The sequence below is a fragment of the Streptomyces sp. NPDC044571 genome, from assembly GCF_040647115.1.
In the GTDB taxonomy this organism is placed as follows: Bacteria; Actinomycetota; Actinomycetes; order Streptomycetales; family Streptomycetaceae; genus Streptomyces.
In genome coordinates this window covers 1-17,911 of the sequence record NZ_JBEZBN010000009.1, presented here as the reverse complement: position 1 = coordinate 17,911, position 17,911 = coordinate 1, and the positions used below count along the sequence as shown (strand labels likewise).

Here is a 17,911-nt window from a genome sequence, read left to right as displayed (position 1 = left end):
AAGCCGAGCTCAGTGGGGCGAGACGACCGCCGCCAGCAGCCCCGGTCCGGTGTGCGCGCCGATCACCGCGCCGACCTCGCTGACGTGCAGCTCGACCAGGCCGGGGATGCGTTCACGCAGCCGCTCGGCGAGCTTCTCGGCCCGCTCCGGCGCCGCCAGGTGGTGCACGGCCACGTCGACGCTGCCCGTTCCGGCGCGCTCGACCGCCAGCTCTTCCAGCCGGGCGATGGCCTTGGAGGCCGTACGCACCTTCTCCAGCATCTCGATGCGCCCACCGTCCAGCGTGAGCAGCGGCTTGACGGCGAGAGCCGAGCCGAGGAGGGCCTTCGCGGCGCCGATGCGGCCGCCCCGGCGCAGGTAGTCCAGGGTGTCGACGTAGAAGTAGGCCGACATGTCGGCGGCCCGCTTCTCAGCGGCGGCCACGGCCTCGTCCAGGGTTCCGCCTGCGTCGGCCGTCTCGGCGGCGGCGAGGGCGCAGAAGCCGAGGGCCATCGCGACCATGCCGGTGTCGACCACGCGCACGGGCACCCGCGCGGTCTTGGCGGCGAGCACGGCGGCGTCGTAGGTGCCGGAGAACTCGGCGGACAGGTGCAGGCTGACGATCCCGGTCGCACCGGCCTCCGCAGCCGCCTCGTAGGCGCGGGCGAACTCTTCGGGGCTGGGCCTGGACGTGGTGACCGAGCGGCGCTTCTGGAGGGCCAGGGCGAGGCTGCGGGCCGAGATTTCGGTGCCCTCTTCGAGGGCCTCCCCGCCAAGGACCACGGTCAGCGGGACGGAGGTGATCCCGTGCCGCGTCAGGGCCTGTGGGGGCAGGTAGGCCGTGGAATCGGTGACGATCGCGACATGGCGGGACATGAGCCGGAGGTTACCGCCAGTGGGGGCGGGACGGCACCCTGTGCCCGGGACCCGGATCATGCCTCACCGGCCCGCGCCGTACGGAAGGCACCCCAACTCGCCGCCCCCACACCGCGACCCGTCCCGGCGACCCGGCCCAAAGGGGCCGCGTTCCCGCCCGAATCCCACGACCGAACCCGGCGACGGCCGGACGGCGGCGGCTCAGGTCGTCGATTCCGGGCGCGGGGCCTTCTGCCAGGGGTAGCGAACGGTCGGCGCCGCGGGATCCAGGGCCTGAGGCCGGTCCGCGGACGGAGCCTGTCCCTGCCCCTCCGACGGCGCCCCGCCGCCCTGTCCCTGCGCCTGCGTCGCGTCCCAGGCCGCTGCGGCCGCCGCCAGGTCGTCCACCGGCTCCCGGGACCAGTCCCGCAGCGCGCCCGACTCCATCTTGATCTGCTCCGACAGCACCGACAGCTCGTCCTCCGCGAAGCGGCGGGCGCGGTCCCTGGCGGCCCAGCGCAGGGAGTCCGCCGCCTGCGTGATCTTCCCCACCCGTTCCCGCAGGTCAGGCAGGTTGTCGGCGATGCGCTTGCGGTCCGGCTCCTGCTCCAGCCGCTTCAGCTCGTCGTCCAGCTCGCGCCCGTGGGCACTGAGCCGCTCGAACAGCCCGATCGACTCCTTCAACGAGGCATCCGTCTGAACCCCCTGGTGCAAGGCCTGCTGCGTGGCACGCATGGACGTCCGCAGGTCCAGCCGCAGCTGCGCCAAGGCGCCCGCGACGCCGACCTGGCCGAGGCTCCGAGCCTTCAAGGTGGTGTCCTCCACGGTCCGCCGGGCCTGGTGGATCGTACGGTCCACCCCCCGCTTCGCCGCGCCGACCGCCTTCACGGTGGCCCACAGCCCCAGGCCCATGAAGGCGAACAGCACCAACAGGGCCATGATGATGACCAACGCGCCCGCCTCCATGAGGTTCCCTTCCCCTACTGCTTGCCGTCCCCTCCACCGTAAACGCCACGGGCAGGCCAGGGGTTCCGAACGAACCCCCAACCTGCCCGTACGGGAAGACCCCTAGCCCGGAAGATCCGGTCCGGCGCCTCAGACGACGATGTTCACCAGCTTCGGCGCCCGCACGATCACCTTGCGGATCTCCGCACCGCCCAGCGCCGCCACGACCGCCTCGTCGGTCAGCGCCAGCTGCTCCAGGTCACCCTCGGAGATCGCCGGCGGTACCTCCAGCCGGGCCTTGACCTTGCCCTTGATCTGGACGACGCAGGTCACGCTCTCGTCCACGACGTACGCCGGGTCGGCGACCGGGAAGTCCTGGTGGACGACCGACTCGGTGTGCCCCAGGCGGTGCCACAGCTCCTCCGCGATGTGCGGGGCCAGCGGGGCGATCAGCAGGACCAGGCGCTCCGCGACCGAGCGCTCCAGCGGGCGACCCGCCTTCGTCAGGAAGTTGTTCAGCTCGGTGATCTTGGCGATGGCGGTGTTGAACCGCAGGCCCGCCATGTCCGAGCCGGCCCCGTCGATCGCCTTGTGCAGCGCCCGCAGCGTCTCCTCGCCCGGCTCGGCGTCGACGACGGTGACCTGGCCGGTCTCCTCGTCCACGACGTTGCGCCACAGGCGCTGCAGCAGCCGGTACTGGCCCACCACGGCCCGGGTGTCCCACGGGCGCGAGACGTCCAGCGGGCCCATCGCCATCTCGTACAGACGCAGGGTGTCCGCGCCGTACTCCTCGCAGATCTCGTCCGGGGTGACCGCGTTCTTCAGGGACTTGCCCATCTTGCCGTGCTCGCGCTTGACCGGCTTGTCCTGGTGGAAGTAGCCGCCGTCGCGCTCCTCGACCTCGGCCGCCGGGACGTACACGCCGCGCTCGTCGGTGTAGGCGTACGCCTGGATCATGCCCTGGTTGAACAGCTTGTGGAACGGCTCGGCCGAGGAGACGTGGCCCAGGTCGAACAGCACCTTCGACCAGAAGCGCGCGTACAGCAGGTGCAGCACCGCGTGCTCGGCGCCGCCGACGTACAGGTCGACACCGCCGTGCGGGGCGCCCTCGCGCGGCCCCATCCAGTACTGCTCGATCTCCGGGTCCACCAGGGAGGAGTCGTTGTGCGGGTCCAGGTAGCGCAGCTCGTACCAGCAGGAACCGGCCCAGTTCGGCATGGTGTTGGTCTCGCGGCGGTACGAGCGCACGCCGCGGCCGTCGCCCAGGTCCAGCTCGACGTTGACCCAGTCGGACTTCCGCGACAGCGGGGTCTCGGGCTGGGAGGCGGCGTCGTCCGGCTCGAAGGTGCGCGGCGAGTAGTCCTCGACCTCGGGCAGCTCCAGAGGCAGCATCGACTCGGGCAGCGGGTGGGCGACGCCGTCCTCGTCGTAGACGATGGGGAAGGGCTCGCCCCAGTACCGCTGGCGGCTGAACAGCCAGTCGCGCAGCCGGAAGTTGACGGTGCCCTCACCGATGCCCTGCTCGGCCAGCCACGCCGTGATGGCGGACTTGGCCTCGACGACGCCCAGGCCGTCCAGGGAGATGCCCTCGCCGGTCGAGTTCACGATGGTGCCGTCGTAGGAGGTGAACGCGTCGTCCCACTCCGCCGGGTCGGCGTCGCGGTCGTCCGAGGGCTCCACGACGCAGCGCATCGGCAGCTCGAAGGCCCGCGCGAAGGCGAAGTCGCGGGAGTCGTGCGCCGGGACGGCCATGATCGCGCCGGTGCCGTAGCCCATCAGCACGTAGTCCGCGATGAAGACGGGGACCAGGTCGCCGCTGACCGGGTTGGTGGCGTAGGCGCCGGTGAAGACACCGGTCTTGTCCTTGGCCTCGGCCTGGCGCTCCACGTCCGACTTCTGGGCGGCCTGCTTGCGGTACGCGTCCACGGCTTCGCCCGGGGTCGCCGCGCCGCCGGTCCACACCTGGTGGGTGCCCTCGGGCCACTCGGCGGGGACGATCTTCTCGACCAGCTCGTGCTCGGGCGCCAGCACCATGTACGTGGCGCCGAACAGGGTGTCGGGGCGGGTGGTGAAGACGGTGATCGCGCCGGCGTCGCCGACCTGGAAGTCGACGCGCGCGCCCTCACTGCGGCCGATCCAGTTGCGCTGCTGCAGCTTGATGGCCTCGGGCCAGTCCAGCGCGTCCAGGTCGTCCAGCAGCCGGTCGGCGTAGGCGGTGATCCGCATGTTCCACTGGCTCAGCTTGGCCTTGAAGACCGGGAAGTTGCCGCGCTCGGAGCGGCCGTCCGCGGTGACCTCCTCGTTGGCCAGTACGGTGCCCAGCCCGGGGCACCAGTTCACCGGCGCGTCCGAGGCGTACGCCAGCCGGTACTCGTTCAGTACATCGGCCCGCTCGCCCGCGGTCAGCTCGGCCCACGCGCGCCCGCCGGGCACCTCGCGGGAGCCGTTCTCGAAGGCGGTGACCAGCTCGGCGATGGGCCGGGCCTTGCGCGCGTCGGCGTCGTACCAGGAGTTGTAGATCTGCAGGAAGATCCACTGGGTCCACTTGTAGTAGTCCGGGTCGATCGTCGCGAACGACCGGCGCTTGTCATGGCCCAGACCCAGCCGGCGCAGCTGGACCTTCATGTTCTCGATGTTCGCCTCGGTGGAGACGCGCGGGTGCGTGCCGGTCTGGACGGCGTACTGCTCGGCCGGCAGGCCGAAGGCGTCGAAGCCCAGGGTGTGCAGGACGTTGTGGCCGGTCATCCGCTGGTGGCGGGCGAAGACGTCCGTGGCGATGTAGCCGAGCGGGTGGCCGACGTGCAGGCCCGCACCGGAGGGGTACGGGAACATGTCCATGATGAACTTCTTGGGACGGGCGACGACCGCCGGGTCCCCGGCCAGGTCACCGGTCGGGTTCGGGGCCTCGTAGGTGCCCTGCGCGTCCCATACGTCCTGCCAGCGTGCCTCGATGTCGGCGGCCAGGGCAGCCGTGTAACGGTGCGCCTCGGCCGCCTCGGGGGCCGGGGTGTTCGTCTCGCTCATGATTCCTGAAGCTCCATCGATCGTCTCTGCCGTCTCTGCCTGCCCAAACGAAAAAACCCCTCGCACAGGAGGGGGCGCCGCGCCGATGCCGACCGTCTCGAAGGGTCGGCACTGATCAGCGCGGCTCGGTAAGCAGAAGGCGTACGGCACGCATGGCGTCAGGGTACCGCAGCGGTCCCCGCAGCCGCTCGACCGTTCCGCACAACGAGAAGCGGGCCACCCGATCCGGGTGACCCGCTTCTTCACTGTGGAGCTAAGGAGAATTGAACTCCTGACCTCCTGCATGCCATGCAGGCGCTCTACCAACTGAGCTATAGCCCCTTGCTTCTCTGCCGCCGGGCTCCTGCTCGGTTTCCCTTGCCGGTTCCCCCTGGCGACATCGAGAACATTACACGGTCATGGCCCAGGTCCAAAAATCGGTTTCCGGGCGAGGGGATTTGCCCGATTCGCCCCGTCGCGGCCAGCCCACGTCCCGGACCGCGCCCCGGACCGCGGCCCGGGCCCGACCCGGACACCGCCCGGAGGCGGGAACGCCGTCTAGGCCCTGGCGAACTGGTAGAACCGCTTGAGCGTGCAGTGCTCGTCGAGCAGCCGGCCGTAGATCGGCTCGCCCTCCAGCTCGCGGTACGTCTCGATCGGGTCGCCTTTTATGATCAACGCCCGTGCGCATTCCTCGCACCAGTACTGGTAGTCGGGGTTGACCGGTTCCATGTCCCGCACGATCGGCGTGCCGTTGTTGCACCAGTCGCACCGCCGCCGGTGTGCACCCATCCGTCAGCGACTCCCTCCCACGTCGGGCCGTCGACTCCCCCTTCGGCTGTCCGATTCTGCCACGCGGGCGCGGGGCAGGTCAGCCGGCGCAGAGGACGGAAGGGACAAACAGAAGAATCCCGCCCCCTGTTGGGGACGGGATCCTGATTGTGGAGCTAAGGAGAATTGAACTCCTGACCTCCTGCATGCCATGCAGGCGCTCTACCAACTGAGCTATAGCCCCGCTCTCCGCCGCGCTCCCCCCGTTTCCGGTGTTCCGCGCTGCGAACAAGAAGAACTTTAGCCTGTGACCAGCCGGAAAGTGAAATCCGGGTGGGAACGGCCCCCGGACGGCCGTCAGGCCGCCGTCAGTCGTCCCGCAGCCGTCCGTCCGGTCGTCCGCCGGCCGCCCGTCGGCGTGCGTCAGTCGTCGTCGCCGAGCACCGGTTCCGGCAGCGTGCCGGCGTTGTGCTCCAGCAGGCGCCAGCCGCGCGCGCCCTCACCGAGGACGGACCAGCAGCAGTTGGAGAGCCCGCCCAGGCCCTCCCAGTAGTGCGCCTCCAGGCCGAGCAGCCGCCCGATGGTCGTGCGGATGGTCCCGCCGTGGCTGACCACGACGAGCGTGCCGCTCTGCGGCAGCCGGTCCGCGTGCTCCAGCACCACCGGCGCCGCCCGGTCGGCGACCTCGGTCTCCAGCTCGCCGCCGCCCCGGCGGACGGGCTCGCCGCGCTTCCACGCCGCGTACTGCTCGCCGTACTTCCCGAGGATCTCCTCGTGCGTGAGGCCCTGCCACTCGCCGGCGTACGTCTCGCGCAGCGCCGCGTCGTGCGCCACGGGCAGGCCGGTGACGGAGGCCAGCTCGGCCGCCGTGGCCGAGGCCCGCCGGAGGTCGGAGGCCACGATGGCGTCCGGCTTCAGCGAGGCGAGGAGCCGGGCGGCCCGGCGCGCCTGCGCCCGGCCCGTCTCGGTCAGCTCGATGTCCGTGGAGCCCTGGAAGCGGCGCTCCAGATTCCAGGCCGTCTGCCCGTGCCGCCACAGGACGATCTTGCGGCCGGTCTTCGAACCGTTCGTCGTGCCGCTGGTGCCGCTCGTGCTGGTCGTGCTCAGAACAGATCACCGTCCAGTTCGTCGTCGCCGGCCGCCTCCCGCAGCTTGGCGTGCTCCTCGGCCTTGCCCTTGGTCAGCTTGGCGTCCTCGGGCAGCTCGATCTCGGGGCAGTCCTTCCACAGGCGCTCCAGCGCGTAGAAGACGCGCTCCTCGCTGTGCTGCACGTGGACGACGATGTCGACGTAGTCGAGCAGGATCCAGCGGGCGTCGCGGTCGCCCTCCCGGCGCACCGGCTTGGCCCCGAGCTCCTTCTGCAGGCGCTCCTCGATCTCGTCGACGATCGACTTGACCTGGCGGTCGTTGGGCGCCGAAGCGAGCAGGAAGGCGTCGGTGATCGACAGCACGTCGCTGACGTCGTACGCGATGATGTCGTGCGCGAGCCGGTCGGCCGCGGCCTGGGCGGCGGTCGTGATGAGCTCGATGGAGCGGTCCGTGGCGGTCACTGGCCATGCTTTCGGGTTGGCGGGCAGATCCCTACAAGGGTCTCATGTACCGCCGACACCGCCCGCGCGCAGCGTTCCGCGCGGGCGGTGGCACGGCCGGGGGCCGGCTCAGGACGGTTTGTAGTCCTTGCCCAGGGTGACCACGACGTCGGCGTTCACGGCGTTCTCGGCCTTCTTCACGACCGTCTCCGGCAGGCCCAGCGTCTTGGCGACATCGACCGCCCTGGCCCGCTGTGCGTCGTCCTGGTACGTGATCTGCGTGGTGGACTGCGTCTTGTCGGCCCTGCCGCCGTCCACGAAGGTGTAGCCGCCGTTCAGCAGGGCCGCCTTCGCCGCGATCTGCGTCTTCTCGTCGCCGGTGGCGTCCTTGAGCCCGACGCGGGGGGCGGTGCCGGCCTGGGCGGCCGTGAAGCTGCCGCCGAGCACCTCCTTGACGACGTTCTTGCTGCTGTCGTCGGTGAGCGTGCCGTCCGGCTTCACCGCGAGGACGTCGGTGCGGTACGCGCCCTCCTTGGCGTGCTCGCCGAGTTTGGCGAGCAGGGCCCCGAGGGTCTGGGCGTTCAGGGCCGGGTCGAGGATCTGGCCCATGCTCTCGACGGTGACGGTGGCCGACTTCGGGTCGCCGGGGACCTTGCGCAGCACGCCGTAGAGCACCTTGCCCAGGCGGTCCAGCTGCTTGGCCTCCGGCTCGCCCTGCGCCCGGTAGGTGGCGTACGCGACGGCCATCGCGCCGCTGAGGTGCTGCTTCTGGCCCTGTGCGACGGCCGGGGTCTTGGCGGCCTCGTCAGCCGGGACCGCGGTGTCGGTGTCGGCCTCGATGCCGCCGACCAGCTCGACCAGGTTCTCCAGGAAGGGGGTGTCCAGGCGCCAGGTGCCGCCGATGTGGGTGCCGAGGACCGAGTCGAGGGACTCGCGCACGCCGAGACCGCCGTCCTCGACCGCCTTGCCGAGCGGCCCGCCCGTCCCGTCGTCCTTGGGGACGTTGAAGGTGTTCGGCACCAGGACGGTGGCGCCCTTCTGCGTGGTCACGTTGTCGACGAGCAGCGCCGTGGAAGTGCCGCCCTTCTTCGTGTTGTGGAGGTGGACGACGATCATGTCGCGCTTCTGCGGCCCGGAGGCGGCCGCGGTGTCCTTCTTCCGGCCGGGGCCGTCGAGGAACGGCAGCTTGCCCGCGTACCAGAGGTAGCCGACACCGCCGACGAGCAGCAGGGCGAGGACGACGACCAGCGCGACCACCCGCTTGCGCCCGCGGCGGCGGGCCTCCTCGCGGCGCTCTGTGCGGCTCTCGGTGAACTTGAGCCAGTCGATGACGTCCTCGGAGTCCTCGTCCGGCTGGTCGATGAAGGCGAACTGCTCGGTGCGGTAGTCCGGGGTGTCCTGCGCCGACTCGGCGCGGCGCGGCTCGGGGACCTGGGCGGCCCTGCGCGGCTCGGGCTCCGGATCCGCCGGGGGCCCGGCGGGCTCCGGGGCGGTCTGCTGCGGGATCCACTGCTGGGCCTGGCGGGTGTCGTAGCCGTAGGAGGGAGCCTGGGCGGCCTGGGCCTCCTGGGGCCGGGGGTACTGCTGCTGCCCGTAGTCCGCGGCGGCGGGCTGCTGGGGGTAGTACTGCTGCCCGTCGTAGCCCTGGTATTCGTAGCCGTACTGCTCGCTCTGCTGCTGACTCTGCTGCTGTCCGTAGTGCTGCTCGTACTGCGGGTCAGGCGGGGCGGGCTGCGCGGGCACCTGGCCGTACACCGGCCGCCCGTACGCGTCGTAGCCGATGAACTGCTGCTCCTGGGCGGCGTACGGGTCGTACGGCTGCTGTCGGTCGTCCACCGAGGGCCCCTCTCTCCGGAAGCTCAGGCTCCCCGGTACAGCTCACGCTTGTCGATGTAGCGCACCACACCGTCGGGCACCAGGTACCAGACCGGGTCCCCCTTGGCGACCCGAGCACGGCAGTCCGTGGACGAGATCGCCAGTGCGGGCACCTCGACCAGGGAGACCCCGCCCTCGGGCAGTCCGTCGTCGGTGAGGACGTGGCCCGGCCGGGTCACTCCGATGAAATGGGCGAGCGAGAACAGCTCGTCGGCGTTGCGCCAGGTCAGGATCTGTGCGAGGGCGTCGGCGCCGGTGATGAAGAACAGGTCGGCGTCCTGGTTGAGCGCGCTCAGGTCCCGCAGGGTGTCGATCGTGTACGTCGGCCCGCCGCGGTCGATGTCGATGCGGCTCACCGAGAACTGGGGGTTCGAGGCCGTCGCGATGACCGTCATCAGGTAGCGGTCCTCGGCCGGGGACACGGCCCGCTGCGACTTCTGCCACGGCTGGCCCGTCGGCACGAACACCACCTCGTCGAGGTGGAACAGGGCGGCCACCTCGCTGGCGGCCACCAGGTGTCCGTGGTGGATCGGGTCGAACGTCCCGCCCATCACGCCGAGCCGGCGCTTGACCGGGCCGGTAGGCATCTCCTGCTCTCCCATGAGCGCAGAGCCTACTGGCCCGGTGGAGCGAGCCGGACCGGCCTTCGGGCTCGTACGCGACACGCGGGCGCGACGGCGTCGGCCGGGCTCTAGCGGTCGCGGTTCAGGCGCGTGGTCACCCAGAGCAGGAGCAGCAGGATGAACAGCGCGCCGCCGCCGGTCAGGTACGGGTTCAGGCTTGCGTGGTTGCCGCCGTGCTGCTCGGCACCCTCCGAGGCGAGAACGACCAGGTTGTGGGCGGTGGAGGAGAGGCTCATCAGGCAGGTACCTATCGAGTCGGGGAGCGAGCGGAGACTTCGCTCACATCGTATGCGGGGGCCTGGGGCACGCTCACGCCGACTCAGGCGTTGGAGAGGATAGACGCACGTGCAGACTGGCCGATCGAGGGGGAGGGCGTCATGAGCGGGACGGTTTTCGAGAAGGCACCGGCGCGGGACCGCAGGAGGTTCCCGGGGATTTCCTCACGGGCGTACGAGCACCCGGCGGACCGCTCGGCGCTGGTCGCGCTGCGCAAGCTGAGCGGGTTCGACACCGTCTTCAAGGCCCTGAGCGGGCTGCTTCCGGAGCGCAGCCTGCGGCTGCTGTTCCTGTCGGACTCGGTGCGGGTGGGCGAGACGCAGTTCCCGCACCTGTACGCCATGCTCCGCGACGCCTGTTACATCCTGGACCTGGAGAAGGTCCCGCAGATGTACGTGCAGCAGGACCCGAAGCCGAATGCCATGTGCATCGGACTGGACGAGCCGATCATCGTCGTGACCACGGCCCTGGTGGAGCTGCTGGACGAGGAGGAGATGCGGGCGGTGGTGGGCCACGAGGTGGGCCACGCGCTGTCGGGGCACTCCGTGTACCGCACCGTGCTGCTGTTCCTGACGGGCCTCGCGCTGAAGGTCGCCTGGATCCCGCTGGGCAATGTGGCGATCATGGCGATCGTGACGGCGCTGCGGGAGTGGTTCCGCAAGTCGGAGCTGTCGGCGGACCGGGCGGGGCTGCTCGTCGGGCAGGACGTGAACGCCTCGATGCGGGGGCTGATGAAGCTGGCGGGCGGCCACCACCTCCACGAGATGAATGTGGACGCCTTCCTGGCCCAGGCCGAGGAGTACGAGCAGAGCGGCGACCTGCGCGACTCGGTGCTGAAGATCCTCAACATGCTGCCGCGGACGCATCCCTTCACGACCGTGCGGGCCGCGGAGCTGAAGAAGTGGTCGCAGAGCCGGGACCACCAGCGGATCATGGACGGGCACTACCCGCGGCGGGACGAGGACCCGGACACCTCGGTGACGGACTCGTTCCGGGAGTCCGCCGCGCACTACGCCGAGTCGGTGCGCACCAGCAAGGATCCGCTGATGAAGCTCGTGGGCGACATCGCCGGCGGGGCGGGCGACCTGGGCGGCCGGCTCCGCGACAAGTTCACGGGAGCCGCCGGTGCGGGAGCCGCCCGTGCCTCCGACCCGGACGCGGACGGCAAGGGCAAGGGGACTACGGGGCAGGGCTGACGGGCTGCGTCGGCGGCGTGCTCGCCGTCGGCGCCAGTACGCCGCAGAGCCCGGCGGTGCGGCGGGGGTGCCCGCTGGCGTACGGGTCGCTCGCGGGCGGGCCGACCGTGGTCGGGCCGGCTCCGGCCAGGAGCGGGCGGAAGCCTGCGGCGGGGTCGGTGGCGCAGTCGTGCGGGCCGGCCATCACGTAGGCGGTCACCAGCTCCGCCCGCCGGACCGCGAGGTCTTCCCGGTCGAAGCGCAGCCGCAGCTCGCGCCGGACCGTGAAGAGCGAGGCACCGTCGGCGGCGGCCGGGGCCCCGGTGGCGGGGCGCACCGCGTACACGAAGGTGTGGTCGGTGAACACCTCCAGCACGTCCGGGGACACCTCGTCGAAGACGAGGGTGCCGCTCACCCGGACCCGGGAGTCGGCGAGGACGGCGGTGCCCGGGTCGAAGCGGACCAGCCAGCCGGTGGCCGCGTGGTGCCCGTCACCGGAGGGCGAGGTCATGCTGCGGTCGAACTGGGCCACCTGGTCCGGGTCGAGCAGGACCCTTACGGGCCGGGAAGCGGCGCCGGCCAGCACGTCCGGGTCCATGGAGGACTGCACCAGGTAGTCCTTGGCCACGGACAGGGCGGTGACGACCTGGGCGTCGGTGAAATGGGTGGTGCGGCGGACGGCGGGCAGGGTGATCCCGGCCGCCCCGACACGGTAGTCGGCGGCCGGGCCGGCCGCGTACAGGTCGATGGGGCGCCCGCCGGGCACGGGGGTGGTGGGCGCGAGGGGCACGACCGTGCTGGACAGCGGCTCGGTACGGGCCTCCCCCTGCGGCAGGGCCGGGTTGCGCAGGCCCATGTAGACGGCCGCGGCGAAGGCCACGGCGATCAGCAGCACGAGCACCATCCCCTGCCGCGCGCCCCGGCCCGGGGCGCCCGTCCGGGGCCGGGAGGGGCCGGCGCCCGACCAGATGGAGCGGCTGCGTACGGCCCGGGCATGCTCGCCCATGCGTTCCTCGGCGGAGTACTCCTGGAGCCGGGCAGCGCGGACGAAATCCTCGTCGAACACCACCGACCGGTACTCGTCCGACCGGAACTCCTCGTCGCCCCCGCCGATGCCTTCGGGGGTGCCGTCGGGTGGATCTCCTGGCACGGCCATTGCTTCTCCCCGCTGTCCCCGCTTCAGAGAAGCCCCCGGCTCCGCCGAGAAGAGGAGCGGGGTCGTACTTTCAGGGTTGGCGGCCGACGGGGTACATAAACGCTCCGGCGCCGGTGACTTCCGTCCGCGGGGTGCTGGCGGGCGCGGGGGCGGGTTCCGCCTCGCCCGAGGCGCTGCGGTAGACGGCGCTGAAGGCGAGGGCGACCATGCCCAGGCCCATCACGACGGCGAGGACCCAGGCGACCGGCCGGAGCCAGGGCGAGCGGCCGCGGTAAGGCCGCAGGCTGCCGCCGTAGGCCCCGTACGGTCCGTCTCCCCAGCCGCCGTGGCCGCGCTCCCAGCCGTCGGGCTCGTCGAGGCCGTACCCGTCGGCGTGGCCGTAGCCGTACCGGTCGTGGTCCTCGTCGGTCGTCCAGCCGCCTGCCACGGCGCGGGCGGCTTCCGCCTCGGCGCGCGCCAAGTCGGCGGCGCGCTGGCGCTCCGCGGCACTGGGTTCATGGATCTCGGCGCTCTGGACGAAGTCCTCGTCGAACACCACGGAGGCGAAGTCCTGATCCGCGCCTCCGCGGTCGTCGTCGGGCTCCCCGTCGTCCGGGAATTTGCCCCCCACGTCGTCCGGCACAGCATCAGCGTAGACCCGGTGGGCTGCTTTGGGCAGGGCATGCTCGAAATCCGGCCACCCGGTGTGCGGGGCCCGGTTACCGGATGTGACCGTCGCCGGTGACGATGTACTTGGTGGAGGTCAGTTCCGGAAGGCCCATGGGGCCGCGGGCGTGCAGCTTCTGGGTGGAGATGCCGATCTCGGCACCGAAGCCGAACTGTCCGCCGTCCGTGAACCGGGTGGAGGCGTTCACGGCCACGGTGGTCGAGTCGACCAGCTGGGTGAAGCGGCGTGCGGCGGCCTGCGAGGTGGTGACGATCGCCTCGGTGTGCCCGGAGGTCCAGCGGCGGATGTGGCCGACGGCGTCGTCGAGGGAGTCCACGACGGCGGCGGCGATGTCGTAGGAGAGGTACTCGGCGGCCCAGTCCTCGTCGGTGGCCGGGAGCGCGGTGGCCTTGGAGTCCTCGGCGGCCGCGAGGACACGTGCGTCGCCGTGGACGGTGACGCCGGCCTCGGCGAGGGCGTCGAGGGCCCGCGGCAGGAAGGCGTCCGCGATGTCGCGGTGGACGAGGAGGGTCTCGGCGGAGTTGCAGACGGAGGGCCGCTGCGCCTTGGAGTTGACGAGGATGTCCACGGCCATGTCGAGGTCGGCCTGGGCGTCCACGTAGACGTGGCAGTTGCCGGTACCGGTCTCGATGACCGGAACGGTGGACTCCTCGACGACGGTCTTGATGAGGGAGGCGCCGCCGCGCGGGATGAGGACGTCGACGAGGCCGCGGGCCCGCATCAGCTCGCGGACGGAGTCGCGGGACTCGCCGGGCACGAGCTGGATCGCGTCCGCGGGGATGCCGGTGCTCTCGACGGCGTCGCGCAGGATCGTGACCAGGGCGGTGTTGGAGGCGTAGGCGGAGGAGCTGCCGCGCAGGAGGACCGCGTTGCCGGACTTCAGGCACAGGGCGGCCGCGTCGACGGTGACGTTGGGGCGCGCCTCGTAGATGATGCCGACCACACCGAGGGGGACGCGGATCTGGCGCAGGTCGATGCCGTTGGGGAGGGTCGAGCCGCGGACGACCTCGCCGACGGGGTCGGGGAGGGCGGCGACGTCGCGCACATCGGAGGCGATGGCCGCGACGCGGTCGGGGGTGAGGGTGAGGCGGTCGACGACGGTCTCGCTGGTGCCGGCTGCGCGGGCCTTGGCGATGTCCTCGGCGTTGGCCTCGACGATCTCGGCCGTACGGGCCTCCAGCGCGTCCGCGATGGCCAGCAGGGCGGTGTCCTTGGCGGACCGCGGGAGCGGGGCGATGGCCGCGGCGGCGGTACGGGCGCGGTGTGCGGTGGCGAGGACGGGCGAGGCGGTGGCGTCGAGCGAGGTCATGCGGCCCAGGGTAATCCCCGGCCCCACCGGCCCGAGCGGGGTTTCCACCCCGCGAGACACCCCGACGGCCGGGGCCCGCGCCGCCGGGGCCCGCCCGGGCCTCCCCGGGCCCGGGGCCGCGGTCACCGGACGGAACGCGTGGAACGGGTCAGTACGGGTGTACGCCCACGGGGTGGGCCGGGGGCGGGCCGTAGCCCTCCGCCACGCGGAGGTGGTAGGTGGCGCGGTCGATGACCTCCAGGCCGACGATCTCCCACGGCGGGAGCTGCGCCGAGGAGCGGTGTTCGCCCCAGAGCCGCAGGGCGACGGCCGCCGCGTCGTGGAGGTCGCGGGCCTCCTCCCAGTACCGGATCTCCGCGTGGTCGTCGGCGTACCGGCTCGTCAGCAGGAAGGGATGGTCGTGTGCCAGTTGCTCCAGCCCGCGCCGCACCTCCGACAGCGGCGCCGGCTTGCCGGAGACGCTCAGGGTGACGTGCCAGAGGCGCGAGGCTTCGTCCTGTTCGTCCCCGCCGCCGCTGATGCTGGTCAGCGCTCGTCTCACCAGCCGCCTCCTGTCTGCGCCCATGCGTGTCCGCCCCTCACAGTTGACCAGTCCCCGGCCCTCCGCGCGGCGGTTTTGCCGAACCTCAGCCCTGCAGCAGGACCAGATCGTCCCGGTGGACGACCTCCCGTTCGTACTCCGGTCCGAGTTCCTGCGCCAGCTCGCGCGTGGAGCGCCCCAGCAGCTGCGGGAGTTCCCTGGCGTCGAAGTTGACGAGTCCCCGGGCGACGGCCCGGCCGTCGGGGGCGCGCAGTTCCACCGGGTCGCCGGCGGTGAACTCGCCCTCGACGGCCGCGATCCCGGCGGGCAGCAGCGAGCTGCCGCGCTCGGTGACCGCGCGGACGGCGCCCTCGTCGAGGACGAGGTGCCCCTGCGGGGTCGAGGCGTGCTGGAGCCACAGCAGGCGGTCCGCCGAGCGGCGCCCGGTGGCGTGGAAGAGGGTGCCCGTCGCGCGGGCGGACAGTGCGTCGGCCGCCTGGCTGGCGGAGGTGAGGACGACGGGGATCCCGGCCGCCGCGGCGATCCGCGCCGCCTCGACCTTGGTGACCATGCCACCGGTGCCGACCCCCGCCTTGCCGGCGCTGCCGATCGAGACGTGCGCGATGTCCTCGGGCCCGCGCACTTCCTCGATCCGGGTGGTTCCGGGCTGCGAGGGGTCGCCGTCGTAGAGGCCGTCGACGTCGGAGAGCAGGACGAGGAGGTCGGCGCGGACCAGGTGGGCGACGAGGGCGGCGAGCCGGTCGTTGTCGCCGAAGCGGATCTCGTCCGTGGCGACGGTGTCGTTCTCGTTGACGACCGGCAGTGCGCCCATGGCGAGCAGCTGGTCCAGGGTCCGGTACGCGTTGCGGTAGTGGGCGCGCCGGCTGGTGTCGTCGGTGGTCAGCAGGACCTGGCCGACACGGATGCCGTAGCGGGCGAAGGAGGCGGTGTACCGGGCCACGAGCAGGCCCTGGCCGACGCTCGCGGCGGCCTGCTGCCGGGCCAGGTCCTTGGGGCGCCGGCGCAGGCCGAGCGGGGAGAGCCCGGCGGCGATGGCCCCGCTGGAGACGAGGACGATCTCCTTCTCGCCGCCGCTGCGGGCCTTGGCCAGGACGTCGACCAGGGCGTCCACCCGGTCCGCGTCGAGTCCGCCGGCCGCGGTGGTCAGGGAGGAGGAGCCGACCTTGACCACGATCCTGCGGGCGTCCACGACACCCTGCCTAGCCGCTGACACGTCTGTCCCCTTGCCCCTTGCCGGTACGCCTTGCCGGTCCGTCTACGTCTGCCACCTCAATCTACGGGGTGGGCGCGAGCGCCTGCGCGGGGGTTTCAGACCGTGGACCGCGCCGACGGCGAGGGCTCCGGCTCCTCGGCCCGGGCGGCTCCCGGCACCAGGATCCTGCGGGAGAGCAGGTAGGTGAACGGGATGGCGACGACGGCGGCGACCAGCGGCGCGATCCGGGTGTCCATCCCGGCCCAGGTCACCAGGGCGTACAGGCCGGCGGACTGGATCACGTAGTTGGTGACGTTCGTCAGCGGGAAGAGCAGGAACTTCTTCCACGTCGGCTTCGTCCGGTAGGTGAAGTAGGTGTTCATGAAGAACGAGCCGACCATCGCCAGCAGGAAGGCCAGGGTGTAGGCGAGGAAGTACGGCATCCAGGGGTGCAGGAGCAGGTAGATGCCGAAGAAGGTGCCGGTGTTGACGCCGCCGACGAGGGCGAAGCGGAAGATCTGGCCGAGCTGCTCTCTCATCGTTCAGCGCCCGTCGCGCTCGGCGGAGACGGTCGGCCGGCCGGCCGACAGACCGCCCCGTTCGCGTTCCGCCCCGGCAGGCTGCGGGGCGGGCCGGGCGTGGGGGTCCGCGCCGTGCGCTTCCTTGACCAGGAAGTGCGGCCGGCGCTTGGTCTCGTAGTAGATACGTCCGATGTACTCGCCGATCAGGCCCAGCATGATCATCTGAACGCCGCCGATGCCGACGATGATCGCGACGAGGGTGACGTAGCCGGGGGCGTCGACCCCGTGGGTCATGGCCATGACGGCGATCCACAGCGCGTACAGGGCGACCAGCCCCACCAGCGACACGCCCGCCCAGATGCCGATGCGCAGCGGGCGGTTGTTGAAGGAGATCAGCCCGTCCATGGCGTAGTTCAGCAGGGAGCCGAACTTCCACTTCGTCTCGCCCGCCTCGCGCTGGGCGTTGCGGTAGTCGAAGTGGACGGTGTCGAAGCCGATCCAGGAGAAGAGCCCCTTGGAGAAGCGGTTGTACTCCGGCAGCGAGAGCAGGGCGTCGACGGCGGGCCGGGACAACATCCGGAAGTCGCCGACACCGTCGGTGAGTTCGACGTCGACCCAGCGGTTGACCCCGCGGTAGTAGAGGCGGCTGAGCACCGAGCGGACCTTCTTGTCGCCCTCGCGGGTGCGCCGGGCGATGATCTGGTCGTGGCCCTGCCGGTAGTAGTCGAGCATGGTCGCGATGAGCTCCGGCGGGTGCTGGAGGTCCGCGTCCATGATCACGACGGCGTCGCCGGTGGCTTCGCGCAGGCCGGCGAGCATGCCGGCCTCCTTGCCGAAATTGCGGCTGAAGGACACGTAGCGGGTACGGTCGCCGTGCTCGGCGGCGATCTTGCGGAGCTTGGCGAGGGTGGCGTCGCGGCTGCCGTCGTCGACGTAGCAGACCTCGTACTCGACGGGGAGGGAGTCCAGGACCCTGCGGATCTCGACGTCGAAGCTGTCGATGACGGCTTCTTCGTTGTAGCAAGGGACGACTACGGACAGCTTCGTCATGAACACTTCCTGCTGGGTCCGAACGGGTGATTGTCGGCGACCGGACCCGCCACTCACCTCTTCCTTAGAAGTATGCACGCCGAGGGTCGACCTGCCTGAGGTGAGTGCGGCACACGGTAGCTTGGACGGGATAAGCGGAATGGAACAAAGGGATCGAGGTGCACGTGCCTGACGTCTCCGTGGTCGTCATCGTCTACAACGACGCAGAGCGTCTGCCGACAGCCGTCCAGTCGGTTTTGGACCAGACCCTGCACGGGGTCGAAGTCGTGATCGTCGACGACTGCAGCAAGGACCGGTCATACTCGGTCGCCCAGGAGCTCGAAGCCGCACACCCGGGCAGGGTGCGGGCCTTCCGCGTCCTTGACCGGCGGGTCCCCGGCCGAGGTGAGGGCGGAGGCCATCGACTTGTATGCGTCCGAGATCTGCTGGAACGCCGCGGAGTCG

17 protein-coding genes, 2 tRNA genes and 2 pseudogenes are annotated in these 17,911 nt (G+C 71.3%); 2 read left to right on the top strand and 19 right to left on the bottom strand.

Going from position 1 to position 17,911, the window contains the following annotated elements; all coding sequences use genetic code 11:
- Positions 1-9: 9 nt before the first annotated feature.
- The 11 genes from AB0B01_RS06960 to AB0B01_RS06910 all read right to left on the bottom strand — a co-directional run bounded on the left by AB0B01_RS06960 (position 10) and on the right by AB0B01_RS06910 (position 9,816).
- The gene (locus AB0B01_RS06960; RefSeq protein ID WP_361713695.1) at positions 10-855 is read right to left on the bottom strand and encodes a DegV family protein; all 846 of its coding nucleotides are present in this window, start codon (positions 853-855) and stop codon (positions 10-12) included.
- Between the two features lie 201 nt (positions 856-1,056).
- Positions 1,057-1,800, bottom strand: coding sequence for a hypothetical protein (locus AB0B01_RS06955; RefSeq protein ID WP_361713693.1), 744 nt, complete (start codon positions 1,798-1,800; stop codon positions 1,057-1,059).
- A gap of 129 nt (positions 1,801-1,929) precedes the next feature.
- On the bottom strand, positions 1,930-4,803 hold the full coding sequence (gene leuS / locus AB0B01_RS06950; protein ID WP_361713691.1) for a leucine--tRNA ligase: 2,874 nt from the start codon (positions 4,801-4,803) through the stop codon (positions 1,930-1,932).
- Between the two features lie 248 nt (positions 4,804-5,051).
- Positions 5,052-5,124 (bottom strand) — tRNA-Ala (locus tag AB0B01_RS06945).
- 216 nt (positions 5,125-5,340) lie between these two features.
- Positions 5,341-5,574, bottom strand: a complete 234-nt coding sequence (locus AB0B01_RS06940; protein WP_007264019.1) for a hypothetical protein — start codon at positions 5,572-5,574, stop codon at positions 5,341-5,343.
- A gap of 150 nt (positions 5,575-5,724) precedes the next feature.
- Positions 5,725-5,797 (bottom strand) — tRNA-Ala (locus AB0B01_RS06935).
- A gap of 179 nt (positions 5,798-5,976) precedes the next feature.
- Positions 5,977-6,660: a histidine phosphatase family protein gene (locus tag AB0B01_RS06930; RefSeq protein WP_361713898.1), complete on the bottom strand. Its 684-nt coding sequence runs from the start codon at positions 6,658-6,660 to the stop codon at positions 5,977-5,979.
- A complete protein-coding gene (gene rsfS, locus AB0B01_RS06925) occupies positions 6,657-7,103 on the bottom strand; it encodes a ribosome silencing factor (RefSeq protein ID WP_361713689.1) in 447 nt (148 codons plus the stop codon). The genes AB0B01_RS06930 and rsfS overlap by 4 nt, the downstream gene beginning before the upstream one ends.
- Positions 7,104-7,211: 108 nt before the next feature.
- Positions 7,212-8,918 (bottom strand): LytR C-terminal domain-containing protein, encoded by a 1,707-nt coding sequence (locus AB0B01_RS06920; protein ID WP_361713687.1) that lies wholly within the window; start codon positions 8,916-8,918, stop codon positions 7,212-7,214.
- 23 nt (positions 8,919-8,941) lie between these two features.
- A complete protein-coding gene (nadD, locus tag AB0B01_RS06915) occupies positions 8,942-9,559 on the bottom strand; it encodes a nicotinate-nucleotide adenylyltransferase (RefSeq protein WP_361713685.1) in 618 nt (205 codons plus the stop codon).
- An 89-nt stretch (positions 9,560-9,648) separates the two neighbouring features.
- Complete coding sequence (locus AB0B01_RS06910) at positions 9,649-9,816, bottom strand: hypothetical protein (protein WP_361713684.1); 168 nt, start codon at positions 9,814-9,816, stop codon at positions 9,649-9,651.
- A gap of 141 nt (positions 9,817-9,957) precedes the next feature.
- Here AB0B01_RS06910 and AB0B01_RS06905 point away from each other — a divergent pair, with 141 nt between their 5' ends.
- A complete protein-coding gene (locus AB0B01_RS06905) occupies positions 9,958-11,052 on the top strand; it encodes a M48 family metallopeptidase (protein ID WP_361713682.1) in 1,095 nt (364 codons plus the stop codon).
- Here the strand turns inward: AB0B01_RS06905 and AB0B01_RS06900 are convergent.
- The 7 genes from AB0B01_RS06900 to AB0B01_RS06870 form a co-directional block, all read right to left on the bottom strand.
- Positions 11,036-12,187: a hypothetical protein gene (locus tag AB0B01_RS06900; RefSeq protein WP_361713681.1), complete on the bottom strand. Its 1,152-nt coding sequence runs from the start codon at positions 12,185-12,187 to the stop codon at positions 11,036-11,038. The two genes, AB0B01_RS06905 and AB0B01_RS06900, sit on opposite strands and share 17 nt — an antisense overlap.
- A 70-nt stretch (positions 12,188-12,257) precedes the next feature.
- Entirely contained in the window at positions 12,258-12,809 is a 552-nt protein-coding gene (locus tag AB0B01_RS06895) for a hypothetical protein (RefSeq protein WP_361713679.1), read from the bottom strand.
- A gap of 76 nt (positions 12,810-12,885) precedes the next feature.
- On the bottom strand, positions 12,886-14,163 hold the full coding sequence (locus AB0B01_RS06890) for a glutamate-5-semialdehyde dehydrogenase (RefSeq protein WP_361713677.1): 1,278 nt from the start codon (positions 14,161-14,163) through the stop codon (positions 12,886-12,888).
- Positions 14,164-14,311: 148 nt separating this feature from the next.
- The gene (locus AB0B01_RS06885) at positions 14,312-14,728 is read right to left on the bottom strand and encodes a hypothetical protein (protein ID WP_361713675.1); all 417 of its coding nucleotides are present in this window, start codon (positions 14,726-14,728) and stop codon (positions 14,312-14,314) included.
- Positions 14,729-14,789: 61 nt separating this feature from the next.
- Entirely contained in the window at positions 14,790-15,917 is a 1,128-nt protein-coding gene (proB, locus tag AB0B01_RS06880; RefSeq protein ID WP_361713673.1) for a glutamate 5-kinase, read from the bottom strand.
- A gap of 95 nt (positions 15,918-16,012) precedes the next feature.
- Positions 16,013-16,435: a GtrA family protein gene (locus tag AB0B01_RS06875; RefSeq protein ID WP_361713671.1), complete on the bottom strand. Its 423-nt coding sequence runs from the start codon at positions 16,433-16,435 to the stop codon at positions 16,013-16,015.
- 3 nt (positions 16,436-16,438) lie between these two features.
- Positions 16,439-17,467 carry a glycosyltransferase family 2 protein gene (locus AB0B01_RS06870; protein ID WP_361713670.1) on the bottom strand — a complete coding sequence of 343 codons (1,029 nt, stop codon included), beginning with the start codon at positions 17,465-17,467 and terminating at the stop codon, positions 16,439-16,441.
- 158 nt (positions 17,468-17,625) lie between these two features.
- Between AB0B01_RS06870 and AB0B01_RS06865 the strand changes: the two are divergent.
- Positions 17,626-17,826 (top strand): annotated as a pseudogene (locus tag AB0B01_RS06865) (glycosyltransferase); the annotation flags it as partial.
- Here AB0B01_RS06865 and AB0B01_RS06860 read toward each other — a convergent pair.
- Positions 17,818-17,911: pseudogene (locus tag AB0B01_RS06860) on the bottom strand (small secreted protein); the annotation flags it as partial. The pseudogenes AB0B01_RS06865 and AB0B01_RS06860 overlap by 9 nt on opposite strands.